Consider the following 14,769-nt stretch of genomic DNA (forward strand, 5'->3'; position numbering starts at 1 on the left):
ACAGTTGGATTCGTGACGAACTATCGCTCTCCAACGATTCTGCTTTTGATAGGTGGAGTCGCCCTAGCTCTAGGCGCGGCTATGTGGTTTCTAAATGGCGAGAACATACTCGCTTGGGCATTATTGATTATTGCGGTGCCACCTATCTTTGAAGGAGCGGCATCCCGCCAGGCGGCGCAGATTGGGGGAATGGTCTACGGACGGTATACCGATGAGGTTGAGCGCCTCGCATACCGTCCCCTTGGAGCATTGCTTCGGTGCTGTTATTTGCTGTGCTTTGCGGCAATGGCTGTAATATTAGGCAGGGCCGGCTACAATATTAGCCCAGACAATATCTGGACGGTCGTCATTATCATTGGTCCTATTGTTCTGTACATTGCTTGGGCAGGAACGAGTTATTGGAAGTCCATCAATCTGGTTGCGCGGCAAGAGCGATGGTCCGGTAAAAGCTAAATAACTGATTGTGCGCGGCCAAGAATCACCGGCTGCATTTCGGCGCCTGATGCAAAACTCACGGATTTCGCATCACATTGGAAACGGCGGAAATCCGGACGGTTTCAGGATGCAAATATCCGATGCGCCTCATCCGTCCAACCGCATGACGCCGTGCGAAAAGACTTGGCTTCGTAACAAAGATCGGGCCGATCGCATCGATTGCACCTCATCCAATTGCACCCCACCGACGTACCTGCTCGCAGCAACCCCACGCGGGTGCGACACGAGAAGGATGCCCCAGATGACCAAGACCCACTTCCGCGCCGGACTCGCCGCCGTCGCGTTGCTCGCCGCCGGTCCCGCGCTGTCGGCGCAGAAAAACCCCATGGTCGGCGGTGCCGCGATGTACCCGACCAAGACGATCGTCGCAAACGCCGTCAATTCGAAGGATCACACCACGCTGGTCGCCGCGGTGAAGGCCGCCGGCCTTGTCGACACGCTGTCGGGTCCCGGCCCGTTCACCGTCTTCGCGCCGACCAATGCCGCCTTCGCCAAGCTGCCCGCCGGCACCGTCGACACGCTGGTGAAGCCGGAAAACAAGGCGACGCTCACCAACATCCTCACCTATCACGTCGTCTCCGGCACGATGACCTCGAAGCAGATCGCCGCGGCGATCAAGGCCGGCGGCGGCAAGGCGATGCTGACCACGGTGCAGGGCGAGCCGCTGACCGCGACGATGATGGGTAGCCGGCTGACGCTCACCGACGCCAAGGGCGGCATGAGCCACGTCACGATCAAGGACGTCATGCAGTCGAACGGCGTCATCCACGTCGTCGACACGGTGCTGATGCCCTGATCCACGCCATAGGCCGCGGCGTGGGGACCCGCCGCGGCCCGGCAAGGGGTGACGGATGCCACGCGGACGACTACATGCCCGCCCGATGTCCCGTACCCCGAACCGCACCCAGGCGCGCGCCGCCGCCCGCCTCGCCGCCGTCCAGGCGCTCTACCAGCACGAGATGGAGGGCACCGCGGTGCCCGCGCTGCTCCACGAATTCCACAACCATCGGTTGGGCGCGACGATCGAGGATGCCGAATATGCCGACGCCGACCAGGATTTCTTCGACGATCTGGTGAAGGGCGCCACCGCGCGCGCCGGCGAGATCGACCTCGCCATCGAGAACAAGCTTGCCACCGGCTGGACGCTCGCCCGCCTCGACAAGCCGATGAAGGCGATCCTGCGCGCCGGCACCTACGAACTGATGGCGCGCGCCGACGTGCCGGTCGGCGCGACGATCAGCGAATATGTCGATGTCGCGCATGCCTTCTACGAGCGCCGCGAGGCGGGGTTCGTCAACGGCCTGCTCGACGGCATCGCCAAGGACGTGCGGTAACGCGATAAAGCCCTCTCCCCTTGGGGAGAGGGTTGGGTGAGGGGAAGGTGTCTCACCGAGACCGCCCTCTCTGCGAGGCCCCTTCCCCCTCACCCCGGCCCTCTCCCCGGAGGGGAGAGGGAGCAGACGACATGACCGAAACCGACTTCCTCGCCGCGCTGCGCGCCCTCCCGCTCCACCCCTCCGCGCGCGGCCTGCGCGACGACACGGCGCGCCTCGTCCACGCCCCCCTCGTCGTCACCACCGACACGCTGGTCGAGGGCGTTCATTTCCTCAGCCACGACACACCGCAGGACGTTGCGTGGAAGCTCGTCGCCACCAACCTGTCCGACATCGCCGGCAAGGGCGCGAAGCCCGACGGCATCCTGCTCAACTATCCGCTGTCCGACGACGGATGGGACCGCGCCTTCCTGGCCGGCCTCGCCGAGGTGCTCGCCGCCTGCGGCACGTCGCTGCTCGGCGGCGACACGGTGACCTTGCCGCACGGCGCACCACGCATCCTCACCGTCACCGCCTTCGGCTGCGACACCCCCGCCCCGCCGCGCGGCGGAGCCGGCGAGAATGACGCCTTGTGGGTCACCGGCACGATCGGCGATGCCGGCGCCGGTCTCGCCATCGCGCGCGGCGCCGACGGCCCGGCCGAACTCGCCGCGCGCTACCGCCGCCCCGCCCCGCGCCTCGCCGAGGGCCGCGCGCTCGGCCGGCTCGCGCATGCGATGATGGACGTCAGCGACGGCCTGCTGATCGACGCCGCGCGCATGGCCGAGGCGAGCGGCCTCGCCGTCTACCTCGATCTCGCCGCGGTGCCGCTGTCCGCCGCATACCGCGCCTTCGCCGGCGACGACCGCGACGCACGGCTGGCGGCGGCGACCGCGGGCGACGATTACGAGCTGCTGTTCGCGATGCCTGCCAACGTCGTCCCGCCGGTGCCGGCGACGCGTCTCGGCCGCTTCGCGCGCGGCGGGGGGTTGCGGCTTTACGACGGCGACGCGATGATCCCGCTGCCCGAACGATTGGGTTTCCAGCACTGACCGCACATCCTCCGTCACCCCGGACGTGTTCCGGGGTCCACTCCGCGGCGAGGCGAACGGTCTGAGGCTCGGGCGATACGCCTGCGGCCCGGTGGACCCCGGAACGAGTCCGGGGTGACGGGGAAGTCGGGAAGCCGCTTGCGCTCCCCGCCCGCGCGCCATAGCCTCCCCCCAACGCCACGAGACCGGGATCACATCGGCCGTGCGTCAACAGGAGAAGGATTCGCGCGTAATGACCACGGTCACCATCGCCATCCTCTGCGGCGTCATCGCCGTGGTCTATGGCTTCGTCACCAGCCGACAAGTGCTCCGGGCCTCGCCCGGGGACGCCAAGATGCAGGATATCGCCGCCGCCATCCAGGAAGGCGCCAAGGCCTATCTCGGCCGCCAGTACACCACCATCGCCATCGTCGGCGTCGTCGTCGCGATCATCCTGTTCGCGACGCTGGGCGCGATCTCGACGGTCGGCTTCGTCATCGGTGCGGTGCTGTCCGGCGTCGCGGGCTACGTCGGCATGAACATCTCGGTGCGCGCCAACGTGCGCACCGCGGAGGCCGCGCGCACCAGCCTGCAGGGCGGGCTCACCATGGCGTTCCGCTCGGGCGCGGTGACCGGCATGCTGGTGGCGGGGCTCGGCCTGCTCGCGATCGCTACCTTCTTCTGGTATCTGACCGGCCCCGCCGGCCACGCCCCGAACGACCGGATCATCGTCGAGGCGCTCACCGCGCTCGCCTTCGGCGCGTCGCTCATCTCGATCTTCGCGCGATTGGGCGGCGGCATCTTCACCAAGGCCGCCGACGTCGGCGCCGACCTCGTCGGCAAGGTCGAGGCGGGCATCCCCGAGGACGACCCCCGCAACCCCGCGGTGATCGCCGACAACGTCGGCGACAATGTCGGCGACTGCGCCGGCATGGCCGCCGACCTGTTCGAGACCTACGTCGTGACCCTGGGCGTCACGATGATCTCGATCGCGCTGCTCATCCGTGCCGACGCGGCCGAGCTGATGCGGCTGATGACGCTGCCGCTGCTCGTCGGCGGCGTGTGCATCATCACGTCGATCATCGGCACCTATATGGTCCGCCTCGGCAAGGGCACGATCATGGGTGCGCTCTACAAGGGGTTCTGGACGTCGGCCCTCCTGTCGATCCCGGCGATCTATTTCGCGTGCACATACGTGCTCGGCGACCTCAACCGCACGATCGGCAGCGCCGGCTTCCTCGACGCGGTGTCGGACGACCTCACCACCGGCTTCGACCGCCCCGCCGCCGCGGCGGGCGCGATCGCATCGTTCACCGGCATGGACCTGTTCTGGTGCATGGTGATCGGTCTCGCGGTGACAGGCCTCATCGTCTGGATCACCGAATATTACACCGGCACCAACTATCGTCCGGTGAAATCGATCGCTGCCGCCAGCCAGACCGGCCACGGCACCAACGTCATCCAGGGCCTCGCGATCAGCCTCGAATCAACCGCGCTCCCCACGCTGGTGATCGTCGTCGCGGTGATCGCCACCTATCAGCTCGCCGGGATCATCGGCATCGCCTTCGCCGCAACCGCGATGCTCGCGCTCGCCGGCATGGTGGTCGCCTTGGACGCCTACGGCCCGGTCACCGACAATGCCGGCGGCATCGCGGAGATGGCCGGCCTGCCCGACGACGTCCGCACCCGCACCGACGCCTTGGACGCGGTCGGCAACACCACCAAGGCGGTGACCAAGGGCTATGCGATCGGCTCGGCGGGCCTCGCCGCGCTCGTCCTGTTCGGCGCCTACACCACCGATCTGCAGACCTACTTCCCCGACGTCACCGTCGATTTCAGCCTGTCCAACCCCTACGTCATCGTCGGGCTGCTGCTCGGCGCATTGCTCCCCTATCTGTTCGGCGCGTTCGGCATGACCGCGGTCGGCCGCGCGGCGGGCGCGGTGGTCGAGGAGGTCCGCGGCCAGTTCCGCGACAATCCGGGCATCATGCTCGGCACCAGCCGCCCCAATTACGGCCGCACCGTCGATCTCGTCACCCGCGCGGCGATCCGCGAGATGATCGTTCCCAGCCTGTTGCCGGTGGCAAGCCCGATCGCGCTCTACTTCATCATCACCGCGGTCGCCGGCCAGGCGCAGGGCTTCGCGTCGCTCGGCGCGATGCTGCTCGGCGTGATCGTCTCCGGCCTGTTCGTCGCGATCTCGATGACCAGCGGCGGCGGCGCCTGGGACAATGCCAAGAAATATATCGAGGACGGCAATTACGGCGGCAAGGGCTCCGAAGCCCACAAGGCCGCGGTCACCGGCGACACCGTCGGCGATCCGTACAAAGATACGGCCGGTCCCGCGGTCAACCCGATGATAAAGATCACCAACATCGTGGCGCTGTTGCTGCTGGCGGCACTGGCGGGGGGCAACGGCTGAGAATGCGAGTGCTCGACGGGTGCCTTTTCACCCGCCGGGCACGCGCCGATTTGCCGGTGCATCCATTTCCGATATCGATACCGGGAACATGATACAAACATCGTAACCTAACCGCGCCATTGCGGAGCAAACGGCGCAGAGGTTTTCCGCCGTTCCGCGTCAGGTTCTGGCGATGCGCAACCGTCCCGACAACCACCTGTACTATGGCGACAATCTGCAGGTCCTGCGCGAACACATCGCCGATGCCAGCGTCGACCTGATCTACCTCGACCCGCCGTTCAATTCGAACGCCAACTACAATATTCTGTTCAAATCGCCCGGTGGCACCGGCGCCGATGCGCAGATCGAAGCGTTCGAGGATACCTGGCGCTGGAACGACGCGGCAGAGGACGCTTTCGATCAGGTCGCGCGCAGCGGCCATGGCGCCGCGTTCGAGCTGCTGCGTGCGATGCGCGGGTTCCTCGGCGACAGCGACATGATGGCCTATCTTGCGATGATGGCGATCCGCTTGGTCGAGCTCCACCGCGTCCTCAAATCGACGGGCAGCCTGTACCTCCATTGCGACCCCACCGCGAGCCATTACCTCAAGCTGCTGCTCGACGGCGTGTTCGGCGCCGATCGCTACCTCAACGAAATCGTCTGGAAGCGGACCAGTTCGCACAACAGTGCACGCCGCTGGGGTCCGATCCACGACATCCTGCTGTTCTATGCCCGTTCGCCCGGCTTCGTCTGGAACAAGGTGTTCGGCGACTATGACGCCGACTATCTCCAGCGTTATTACCGTCATGTCGACGCCGAGGGGCGCCGCTTCCGACTGTCGGACCTGACCGGCAGCGGTACGCGCAACGGCGAAAGCGGGCGCGCTTGGGGCGGCTTCGATCCGACCGCTTATGGACGCCATTGGGCGATCCCTACCGACGTAAAGGAGCAATTTCCCGATCAGGGCCTGTCGCCGCACCAATGGCTCGAACTGTTCGACGGAGAGGGTCTCGTCACGACGGCCGGCGAAGGCACCGTCTGGCCGCACGTCCGCCGTTACCTTGATCGCGCCAAGGGCATGGCGGCGCAGGACATCATCCTCGATATCCCGCCACTGTCCGCCCGCCATGCCGAACGCCTCGGCTATCCCACCCAGAAACCCGTCGCGCTCCTCGAACGCATCATCGCCGCCTCCTCCAACGAAGGCGATGTCGTGCTCGACCCGTTCTGCGGGTGCGGCACCGCCGTGCACGCCGCGCAGAAGCTGGGGCGGCACTGGATCGGGATCGACGTCACGCACCTCGCCATCTCGCTGATCGAAAAGCGGATGCAGGCCGCCTTCCCTGACGCCTCGTTTACCGTCGAGGGCACGCCCAAGGACCTCGCCTCCGCCGACGATCTCGCGCGGCGCGACAAATACCAGTTTCAATGGTGGGCCGTGTCGATGGTCGATGCGGTGCCCTATGGCGGCAAGAAGAAGGGCGCGGACGGCGGGGTCGACGGGCTCATCTATTTCAAGCCCGACGGCAAGCGCACAGAAAAGGCGATCGTGTCGGTCAAGGGCGGCGACGGGGTCGGCGTCGGCATGATCCGCGATCTGCATTCGGCGATGACGCGCGAGCGTGCGCCGATCGGCATCTTCGTCACCCGCACCGCGCCGACCGGCCCGATGCTCAAGGAAGCCGCGGCGGTCGGCCGGTTCGAGGACGGCTTCGGCCGCACCTATCCGCGCCTCCAGATCCTGACGATCGCCGAGCTCTTCGCGGGGCGGAAGCCGGAAATCCCCTATCCCGACCCCGGCCTCGCCTTCCGTCGCCCGGCGCGCGAGGATACCGGGCGGCAGGGTGCGCTGTTGTAGCAGCCATCCCCAAATGTACCGCATTGCAAATATCATTTTCATATGTCGGAAATGAGTTGCGCGGGTTGGAACGTCTGATACCCTGACCAAAACGAGGGGATAAGACGATGGCCAGGCTGACCAAGCGCGGATCGTACCGGAGGCTGCTGTGGATCACCGCCGCCGCGACGCTGTTCGCGGCGTCCGATGCGGGCGCGGCGGCGCGCTGGATGGAGGCGCTCGATCGCGGCGCGGTCGCGGTGCCGGCGAAGGACGGCGGCAACCTCGTCAGCTGGCGCCTGCTCGCCACCGATGCGCCCGGCGTCACGTTCGACGTGTTCCGCGATGGCGTGAAGATCACCCCGCACCCGCTGACCGGCGGCACCGACTTCGTCGACACGGGCGGCACGCCGGCATCGACCTATGTCGTGCGCACCCGCGTCGGCGGGCGCTACGTCGGGGCGAGCAAGCCGGCGGTGGTGTGGAAGGACGGCTATCTCAGCATCCCGATCCAGCAGCCGCCGGGCGGCACGACGCCCGCGGGCGAGGCGTTCACCTATACCGCGCACGAGGCGAGCGTCGCCGACCTCGACGGCGACGGCCGTTACGAGATCATCCTCAAATGGGACCCGGTCGGCGCGCAGCGACCGGTGACCTCGCCGTCCAACGCCAAGGACAATGCCTTCGACGGCTATACCGGCCCGGTCTACATCGATGCCTATACGCAGGACGGCAAGCGGCTGTGGCGCATCGACATGGGCCGCAACATCCGCGCCGGCGCGCATTACACGCAATTCCAGGTCTACGACTACGACGGCGACGGCCGCGCCGAGATGGCCGTGCGCACCAGCGACGGCACGATCGACGGCACCGGCAAGGTGCTCGGCGACCCCAAGGCCGACTGGCGCGAGACGGGTGGCGAGCGGACCTCGACCGACCGCACCGGAGGCAAGGTGCAACCCGACGGCAGCATCGTCGCGCCGCTGCAGGGCCGCATCCTGAAGGGGCCGGAATATCTGACGATCTTCGACGGACTGACCGGCAAGGCGCTGGCGAGCGCCCCCTATTGGCCGCAGCGTGGCATGGGCACCGACGCACCGACCGGCGAGCAGCTGAAGGAGATCTGGGGCGACAATTACGGCAACCGCTCCGACCGGTTCCTCGCCGGCACCGCCTATCTCGACGGCGAGCGACCCAGCATCGTCATGGCGCGCGGCTATTATGCGCGCTCGACGCTGGCGGCGTGGGACTGGCGCGACGGCAAGCTGACGCGCCGTTGGACGTTCGACAGCGCGACGCCGGGCAACGAGACGTTCGGCGACAACGGCAACCACCAATTGTCGGTCGCCGACGTCGACGGCGACGGCAAGGACGAGATCGTCTACGGATCGATGGCGATCGACGACGACGGCAAGGGCCTGTGGAGCTCGGGCCTGCACCACGGCGACGCGATGATCGTCGGCGATCTCGATCCGACGCACCCCGGCCTCGAGAAGTTCGGCGCGCACGAGGAGATCCGCAAGAACGGCGGGATCGGTTCGGCGATGCTCGACGCGCGCACCGGCAAGGTGCTGTGGAGCACGCCCGCGGACACCGATACGGGGCGCGCGGTCGCCGCCGACATCGATCCGCGCTTCCCCGGCGCGGAGGCGTGGGCGAGCAACGGCGACACGCTCTACACCGCGCAGGGCAAGCCGATCCCCGGGGTCAGGCGCCCGCGCGAGATGAGCTTCCTCGTCTGGTGGGACGGCGACGACCTGCGCGAACTGTACGACAGGAACCGCATCACCAAATGGGACTGGACGACGGGCAAGACGCACACGCTGCTCGAAGCCACCGGTGCCACCGCGACCGGCGGCACCAAGAACATCCCCGTCGTCTCCGCCGACCTGTTCGGCGACTGGCGCGAGGAAGTCGTCTGGCACACACCCGACGAGAAATTCCTGCGCATCTACACGACGCCCTATCCCACCGACCGCCGGCTGGTGACGCTGATGCACGACGCGCAATATCGCGTCGCGATCGCGTGGCAGAACACCGCCTACAACCAGCCGCCGCAGCCCAGCTTCGAACTGGGCGCCGGCATGAAGACGCCACCGGTGCCGAAGATCGTCGCGCGGGGTAGCGCGCGGTGAAGCGGACGGTTCGCGGCGTCCTGCTCGCCGGGCTGCTCGCCGCCGCGCCGGTCGCCGCCCCGGCGCAGCAGGCGCCGCACCTCGCCCGGCAGGGCAGCGCGACGCAGCTGATCGTCGACGGCAAGCCGATGCTGATCCCCGGCGGCGAGCTCGGCAATTCGACCGCGTCCGACCTGCGCTACCTCGACGCGCAATGGCCGGTGCTGAAGACGATCGGACTCAACACGGTCATCGCCGCGCTGGAATGGGACCAGATCGAGCCGCGCGAGGGCGGGTTCGACTTCGCCTCGATCGATGGCCTGATCCGGCAGGCGGAGGCCAACCAGGTCAAGCTCGTCGCGCTGTGGTTCGGGGCGTGGAAGAACTCGACCTCGTCCTACGTGCCGCCCTACGTCAAGCACGACTACCGGCGCTTCGCCAAGGCACGCGACGACAAGGGCGAACCGGTCGATATCCTCAGCGCGTTCGACCCCGACACGCTGAAAGCCGACCAGCGCGCGTTCGCCGCGCTGATGGCGCATATCAAGGCGATCGACACGCGCCACACGATCGTGATGGTGCAGGTGGAGAACGAGATCGGCATGCTGCCGGTCGTGCGCGACTATGGCCCGCAGGCGCAGGCGGCTTTCGCCGGCACCGTGCCCAAGGCGCTGATCGATTACCTGCTGAAGCACAAGGCGACCCTCCACCCTTATGTCCGCGACGCCTGGACCGGGGCGGGCAGCCGGACCGCGGGCACCTGGGCGCAGGTGTTCGGCGACGGCGTCGAGGGGCAGCAGATCTTCCAGGCGTGGGGCTATGCGGTCTTCGCCAACGCCCTGACCCGCGCCGGCAAGGCGGCCTACAATTTGCCGATGTACGTCAACGTCGCGCTCAACGCCCCCGACCAGAAGCCCGGCCAATATCCCAGCGGCGGCCCGCTGCCGCATCTGTTCGACATCTGGAAGGCGGGCGGTCCCGCGATCGACCTGATCGGGATGGATGCCTATTATCCGAACTACGTCCACTGGGCGGACCAGTTCAAACGCCCCGACAACCCCGTCTTCGTGCCCGAGGCCAATCGCGCCGGCCAGCCCGACGCGGGCGGCAACGCCTTCTACACGATCGGCGAACTCGACGGGATCGGCTTCTCGCCCTTCCACATCGAGACGCTGCCCGATCCCGCGACCAACGTCCTGACCGACGCCTATCGCGTGCTGCGCCAGATGACGCCGGCGATCCTCGCCAATCAGGGCAAGGGTACGATGCGCGGCTTCAAGGCGCCCTTGAGCTACGACGGCGTCGTCGACGAGACGCCGCGCACGTTCGATCTCGGCGGCTTCACGATCACCGCGTCGATGGTCGATTCGCGCACGCCCAAGGCGACGCAGGACATCCGCGCGCACGGCGGCCTCATCATCCAGACCGGCCAGGACGAATTCCTCGTCGCCGGCCGCGGCGTCATCCTGCGCTTCGCCGATGCCGCCAGATCGGGGTTCAGGATCGGCATCGAACGGATCGTCGACGGCAGCTTCGTCGACGGCCAATGGGTGCCCGGCCGCTGGCTCAACGGCGACGAGAGCGGACAGGGCCGCTACCTGCGCCTGCCGCCCGAACGCTTCGGCATCCAGACGCTCAAGGTCTATCGCTACAAATAGCGCCTTCCAACCGAGGTTCGCCGACGACTGCCCGCCCCCGCGCCCCGATTGCGGGACGCCGCGGCGATCCCCATATCGGGGCCGGGCGTGTCCGGATTGCTTCCCTTTTTCGGCGACCTGCGCTAATGGCGCGCCCGAAGCACACGAACAGAGGTTGATTTTTGGCCAAGGAAGAACTGCTCGAGATGCGCGGCCGCGTGGTGGAATTGCTCCCCAACGCGATGTTCCGTGTCCAGCTCGAAAACGACCATGAGATCCTCGGGCATACCGCGGGCAAGATGCGCAAGAACCGCATCCGCGTGCTCGTCGGCGACGAGGTGCTGGTCGAACTCACCCCCTACGATCTGACCAAGGGGCGGATCACCTACCGCTTCATGCCCGGCCGCGGCGGCCCCGGCCCGCAATAAGCCACCGGGCGGCATCTTCCGCGCCGCCTGCTCCCATGCCGCTGGTCCTCGCCTCTTCGTCGCCACGCCGCCGCGAGCTGCTGGCGCGCCTCGGCCTCGTCGCCGATCGCATCGCCGCGCCCGACATCGACGAGACGCCGCTGCGTGGCGAGGCGCCGCGCGACTATGTCCTGCGGATCGCCTGCGCCAAGGCGCGCGCGGTCGAACGCGCGCCCTATGAGGTCATCCTCGCCGGCGATACGACGATCGCGGTCGGCCGCCGCATCCTCGGCAAGCCCGAAGACGAGGCGGACCTGCGCCGCATGCTCGCGCTACTGTCCGGCCGCCGCCATCGGTGCCTGTCCGCGGTCGCGGTGATCGACGCCGCCGGTACGCTGCGCCATCGCCTGTCCGACACGATCGTCGCCTTCCGCCCATTGGGCGCGGCCGAGATCGACGCCTATGTCGCCAGCGGCGAGGGCGAGGGCAAGGCGGGCGGCTACGCCATCCAGGGCCGCGCCGAGGCGTTCGTCCGCTTCATAAACGGCAGCCATTCGGGCATCGTCGGCCTGCCGCTGACCGAGACGCGCGCGCTGCTGCGCGCCGCCGGACTGCCGCTTGCCTGAACGGCGCGCCTTTGGCTGAGTGGATCTGGGAGGCGGGGATCGGTGAATCCCGCGCCGCGCTGGTCGAGGACGGCCACATCGTCGAGGCCGCGATCGAACTGCCCGGGGCCTTGCGTCTCGGCACCGTCGCGCGCGCGCGGCTGGTCGAGCTGACCGCGGGCGGCATGGGCCGGCTCGACATCGCCGGGCAGGATGCGGTCATCCCGCGCATCCCCGCCGGCGTCACCAAGGGCGCGAGCCTGACCGTCGCGATCACGCGCGAGGCGATTCCGGAACCCGGCCGCCCCAAGCCCGCGCGCGCCGCGGCGACCGACGCGGACCTGTGCGAAGGCCCCGACCTGCTCGCACGGCTGCACGCCACCGGCCTCCCCGTCCGCACGCCCCGCGCGCACGAGGCCGATGCGCTGGAGGCGGCGGGCTGGTCCGAACTGATCGAGGAGGCGATCGACGGCGCGATCCCCTTCACGCTCGGCGCGCTGCGCATGTCGCCGACCCCGGCGATGACGCTGTTCGACGTCGACGGCCCGCCGCCGCTCGATCCGCTCGCGCGTGCCGCCGCGATCGCGGTGGCGCGCGCGATCCGCCGCCACGGCATCGGCGGGTCGATCGGCATCGATTTTCCGACGCTCGGCGGCAAGGCGGCGCGACAGGCGGTCGCCGACGCGCTCGACGCGGCGCTGCCGCCGCCGTTCGAGCGTACCGCGGTCAACGGCTTCGGCTTCCTCCAGATCGTCCGCCCGCGCCCGCGCGCGTCGCTGCCCGAACTGCTCCGCGCCGATCCCGCCGCCACCGCGGCGCGCGCGCTGCTGCGCCGGCTCGAACGCGAACCGCCGGGCAGCCCGCGCCACCACCGCCTGCCCGCCGCGGTGCACGCGCGCCTCGCGAGCCGTCCCGACTGGCTCGCCGAACTCGCCCGCCGCACCGGCGTCACCCATCAGCTGGAACCCGCATGACCACCAGGACCTGCCCGATCTGCGACAAGCCGGTCGATCCCGCCCACGATCCCTTCTGCTCGCGCGGCTGCCGCGATCGCGACCTGCTGCAATGGCTGGGCGAAGGATATCGCCTGCCGGTGAAGGACGAACAGCGAGACGGGCTGGACAGCATCGATTCCGCCGACTAAAGGCCGCGCTTCCGAACGCGAATGCCTTCGCGTGACGGCCCTGCCCGGGTAGCTCAGTTGGTAGAGCATGCGACTGAAAATCGCAGTGTCGGCGGTTCGAATCCGTCCCCGGGCACCACTTCCCCACCATCGCAGCAGTCGCCGTCACACGGCCCGAAGCCTTCGCTTTTGCTTGCCGGGCATGCCCTGATTCCGCCCGATCCGGCCACGATCCCGCTCTGGTACGCCGTGGCGATGCGTTAACGGATGGTGACCGGCGCGCGGTTTGTGCATGGCAGCATATGCCGGGGGGCACGGGTTTCGGATGGAAAGCATGCCTGCCTCATGACGACCGACCTTCTCCTGCCCCGTGCCACCCGCAGCGTGCCTGCCGAGCGGATCCATACGCTCGACGTGCTGCGCGGGGTCGCGATCTGCGGCATCCTGCTGATGAACATCCACGGCATGGGCGACGTCGCCGACTATCCGCTGTCCCGCTTTCCCGCCACGTGGAACGCCGAATGGATCAGCTGGGGCGTCCAGACGGTGTTCGTGCAGGGGGCGATGCGCGGGCTGTTCACGATGCTGTTCGGGGCGAGCATGCTCATCATGCTGCGCCGTGCCGAGGGGGCGGCAGGACCGGCGCGGCCGCTCGACGTGTGGACTCGGCGGTCGGTGGCGCTGATGGGGTTCGGCATCGCGCAATGGGCGCTGTTCCTGTGGCCGGGCGAGATCCTGTGGAATTACGGGATCAGCGGGCTGTTCCTGCTCGCCTTCCGCTCGGCGCGGCCGCGCACGTTGCTCGTTGCCGCGGCGCTGCTGATCGCCGGGCTCGGCGCGAACAGCGCGTTCTGGACGCACGAGCAGGTCGTCCAGCTCGAACGCGGGCAGGCCGCCACCGCGCGCGCGCAGGCGGGCGGGCGACTCGACGCGGATGATCGCGCCGCGATCGCCGCCGAACGGCAGCATCGCGCCGCCGCGCATCCCGACGCCGAGGACCGCGCCGAGCGCATCACCGAACGCACGCACCTGCTCGGCCTGCTCCACTGGAGCGCGGGCTATTGGATGCGCGAGAATCTGACGATCACCGGCTGGGTCGATATCGCGGAGAGCATCGCCTTCATGCTGATCGGCATGGCGCTGTTCCGGTTCGGTATCCTGACCGGCACCGCGCGGCCCGCGATCTACCGGGCGATGGTGGTCGGTGGCTATGGCGGCGGCATGCTGCTGCGCGGGCTGCATGTCGCGCTGCTGGCGCGGGCGGGGCTCGACATGGGATCGCCGCTCGTCCCCGGCTGGGCGTGGGTCGCGTCGGAAGCCCTGTTCCAGCCGGCGCGGCTGCTCGTCACGATCGGCCATGTCGGCGCGGTGGTGCTGCTGTTCCGGGCCGGCGCGTTCGGCCATGCGACGACGCTGCGCGCGCTCGGGCGGATGACGCTCAGCGTCTATTGCCTGCAATCGATCCTGGGGGGCGTGATCTTCTATGGTCTGGGCTATGTCGGCGTCTTCACGCTGCCGCAGCTGTGGCTGATCGCGGTCGGCATCTGGGGCGTGTCGGCGTTGCTGTGCCGCTGGTGGCTGACGCATCACGAAATGGGGCCGGCGGAAACGCTGCTCCGCAGAATCGCCTATGGCGGCGTCAGGGCGAAGGCGCAGCCCGCCCCGCTCTGATATACCGGACCCGCCCGTTCCGCGGCGTCGCGCGGGTTGGAACGGCGGGAAAAACGCGCCATCTGCGCGGGTCCGGCCCTGCATCGCCTCGTCACGCCCCTTCATCCCGGATGATTTTACGATCGTCTCAATAAT

Annotated in this window: 13 protein-coding genes and 1 tRNA gene; all 14 read left to right on the forward strand. The window is 68.2% G+C overall.

Going from position 1 to position 14,769, the window contains the following annotated elements; all coding sequences use genetic code 11:
* Window positions 1–12 precede the first annotated feature (12 nt).
* The 14 genes from M9979_RS07410 to M9979_RS07475 all read left to right on the forward strand — a co-directional run bounded on the left by M9979_RS07410 (window position 13) and on the right by M9979_RS07475 (window position 14,634).
* Window positions 13–453 (forward strand): hypothetical protein, encoded by a 441-nt coding sequence (locus M9979_RS07410; RefSeq protein ID WP_254288694.1) that lies wholly within the window; start codon window positions 13–15, stop codon window positions 451–453.
* Between the two features lie 283 nt (window positions 454–736).
* Complete coding sequence (locus M9979_RS07415; RefSeq protein ID WP_254288695.1) at window positions 737–1,291, forward strand: fasciclin domain-containing protein; 555 nt, start codon at window positions 737–739, stop codon at window positions 1,289–1,291.
* Between the two features lie 85 nt (window positions 1,292–1,376).
* Window positions 1,377–1,829, forward strand: a complete 453-nt coding sequence (nusB, locus tag M9979_RS07420; protein ID WP_254288696.1) for a transcription antitermination factor NusB — start codon at window positions 1,377–1,379, stop codon at window positions 1,827–1,829.
* A 131-nt stretch (window positions 1,830–1,960) separates the two neighbouring features.
* On the forward strand, window positions 1,961–2,860 hold the full coding sequence (gene thiL / locus M9979_RS07425; RefSeq protein ID WP_254288697.1) for a thiamine-phosphate kinase: 900 nt from the start codon (window positions 1,961–1,963) through the stop codon (window positions 2,858–2,860).
* Between the two features lie 232 nt (window positions 2,861–3,092).
* A complete protein-coding gene (locus tag M9979_RS07430; protein ID WP_254288698.1) occupies window positions 3,093–5,261 on the forward strand; it encodes a sodium-translocating pyrophosphatase in 2,169 nt (722 codons plus the stop codon).
* Between the two features lie 172 nt (window positions 5,262–5,433).
* Window positions 5,434–7,098 carry a site-specific DNA-methyltransferase gene (locus M9979_RS07435; RefSeq protein WP_254288699.1) on the forward strand — a complete coding sequence of 555 codons (1,665 nt, stop codon included), beginning with the start codon at window positions 5,434–5,436 and terminating at the stop codon, window positions 7,096–7,098.
* A gap of 107 nt (window positions 7,099–7,205) precedes the next feature.
* Window positions 7,206–9,212 carry a rhamnogalacturonan lyase gene (locus M9979_RS07440; RefSeq protein ID WP_422921719.1) on the forward strand — a complete coding sequence of 669 codons (2,007 nt, stop codon included), beginning with the start codon at window positions 7,206–7,208 and terminating at the stop codon, window positions 9,210–9,212.
* The gene (locus M9979_RS07445) at window positions 9,209–10,849 is read left to right on the forward strand and encodes a GH35 family beta-galactosidase (protein WP_254288700.1); all 1,641 of its coding nucleotides are present in this window, start codon (window positions 9,209–9,211) and stop codon (window positions 10,847–10,849) included. The genes M9979_RS07440 and M9979_RS07445 overlap by 4 nt, the downstream gene beginning before the upstream one ends.
* 161 nt (window positions 10,850–11,010) lie before the next feature.
* The gene (gene infA / locus M9979_RS07450; protein WP_017977808.1) at window positions 11,011–11,256 is read left to right on the forward strand and encodes a translation initiation factor IF-1; all 246 of its coding nucleotides are present in this window, start codon (window positions 11,011–11,013) and stop codon (window positions 11,254–11,256) included.
* Window positions 11,257–11,291: 35 nt separating this feature from the next.
* On the forward strand, window positions 11,292–11,861 hold the full coding sequence (locus tag M9979_RS07455; RefSeq protein ID WP_254288702.1) for a Maf family protein: 570 nt from the start codon (window positions 11,292–11,294) through the stop codon (window positions 11,859–11,861).
* A gap of 11 nt (window positions 11,862–11,872) precedes the next feature.
* Complete coding sequence (locus tag M9979_RS07460) at window positions 11,873–12,814, forward strand: ribonuclease (RefSeq protein WP_254288703.1); 942 nt, start codon at window positions 11,873–11,875, stop codon at window positions 12,812–12,814.
* Entirely contained in the window at window positions 12,811–12,984 is a 174-nt protein-coding gene (locus tag M9979_RS07465) for a DNA gyrase inhibitor YacG (RefSeq protein WP_254288705.1), read from the forward strand. The genes M9979_RS07460 and M9979_RS07465 overlap by 4 nt, the downstream gene beginning before the upstream one ends.
* A gap of 42 nt (window positions 12,985–13,026) precedes the next feature.
* Window positions 13,027–13,102 (forward strand) — tRNA-Phe (locus tag M9979_RS07470).
* A 206-nt stretch (window positions 13,103–13,308) separates the two neighbouring features.
* Window positions 13,309–14,634, forward strand: a complete 1,326-nt coding sequence (locus M9979_RS07475) for a DUF418 domain-containing protein (protein ID WP_254288706.1) — start codon at window positions 13,309–13,311, stop codon at window positions 14,632–14,634.
* Window positions 14,635–14,769 lie beyond the last annotated feature (135 nt).

Origin of the sequence: Sphingomonas liriopis, assembly GCF_024211255.1 — a bacterium.
Classification (GTDB): Bacteria; Pseudomonadota; Alphaproteobacteria; order Sphingomonadales; family Sphingomonadaceae; genus Sphingomonas; species Sphingomonas liriopis.

Bases quoted from the DNA above. Each gene is read 5' to 3' on its own strand.
- M9979_RS07415 (WP_254288695.1), top strand. From the start codon at position 737: ATGACCAAGACCCACTTCCGCGCCGGACTCGCCGCCGTCGCGTTGCTC.
- nusB (WP_254288696.1), top strand. From the start codon at position 1,377: ATGTCCCGTACCCCGAACCGCACCCAGGCGCGCGCCGCCGCCCGCCTC.
- thiL (WP_254288697.1), top strand. From the start codon at position 1,961: ATGACCGAAACCGACTTCCTCGCCGCGCTGCGCGCCCTCCCGCTCCAC.
- M9979_RS07430 (WP_254288698.1), top strand. From the start codon at position 3,093: ATGACCACGGTCACCATCGCCATCCTCTGCGGCGTCATCGCCGTGGTC.
- M9979_RS07435 (WP_254288699.1), top strand. From the start codon at position 5,434: ATGCGCAACCGTCCCGACAACCACCTGTACTATGGCGACAATCTGCAG.
- M9979_RS07440 (WP_422921719.1), top strand. From the start codon at position 7,206: ATGGCCAGGCTGACCAAGCGCGGATCGTACCGGAGGCTGCTGTGGATC.
- M9979_RS07455 (WP_254288702.1), top strand. From the start codon at position 11,292: ATGCCGCTGGTCCTCGCCTCTTCGTCGCCACGCCGCCGCGAGCTGCTG.
- M9979_RS07465 (WP_254288705.1), top strand. From the start codon at position 12,811: ATGACCACCAGGACCTGCCCGATCTGCGACAAGCCGGTCGATCCCGCC.
- M9979_RS07475 (WP_254288706.1), top strand. From the start codon at position 13,309: ATGACGACCGACCTTCTCCTGCCCCGTGCCACCCGCAGCGTGCCTGCC.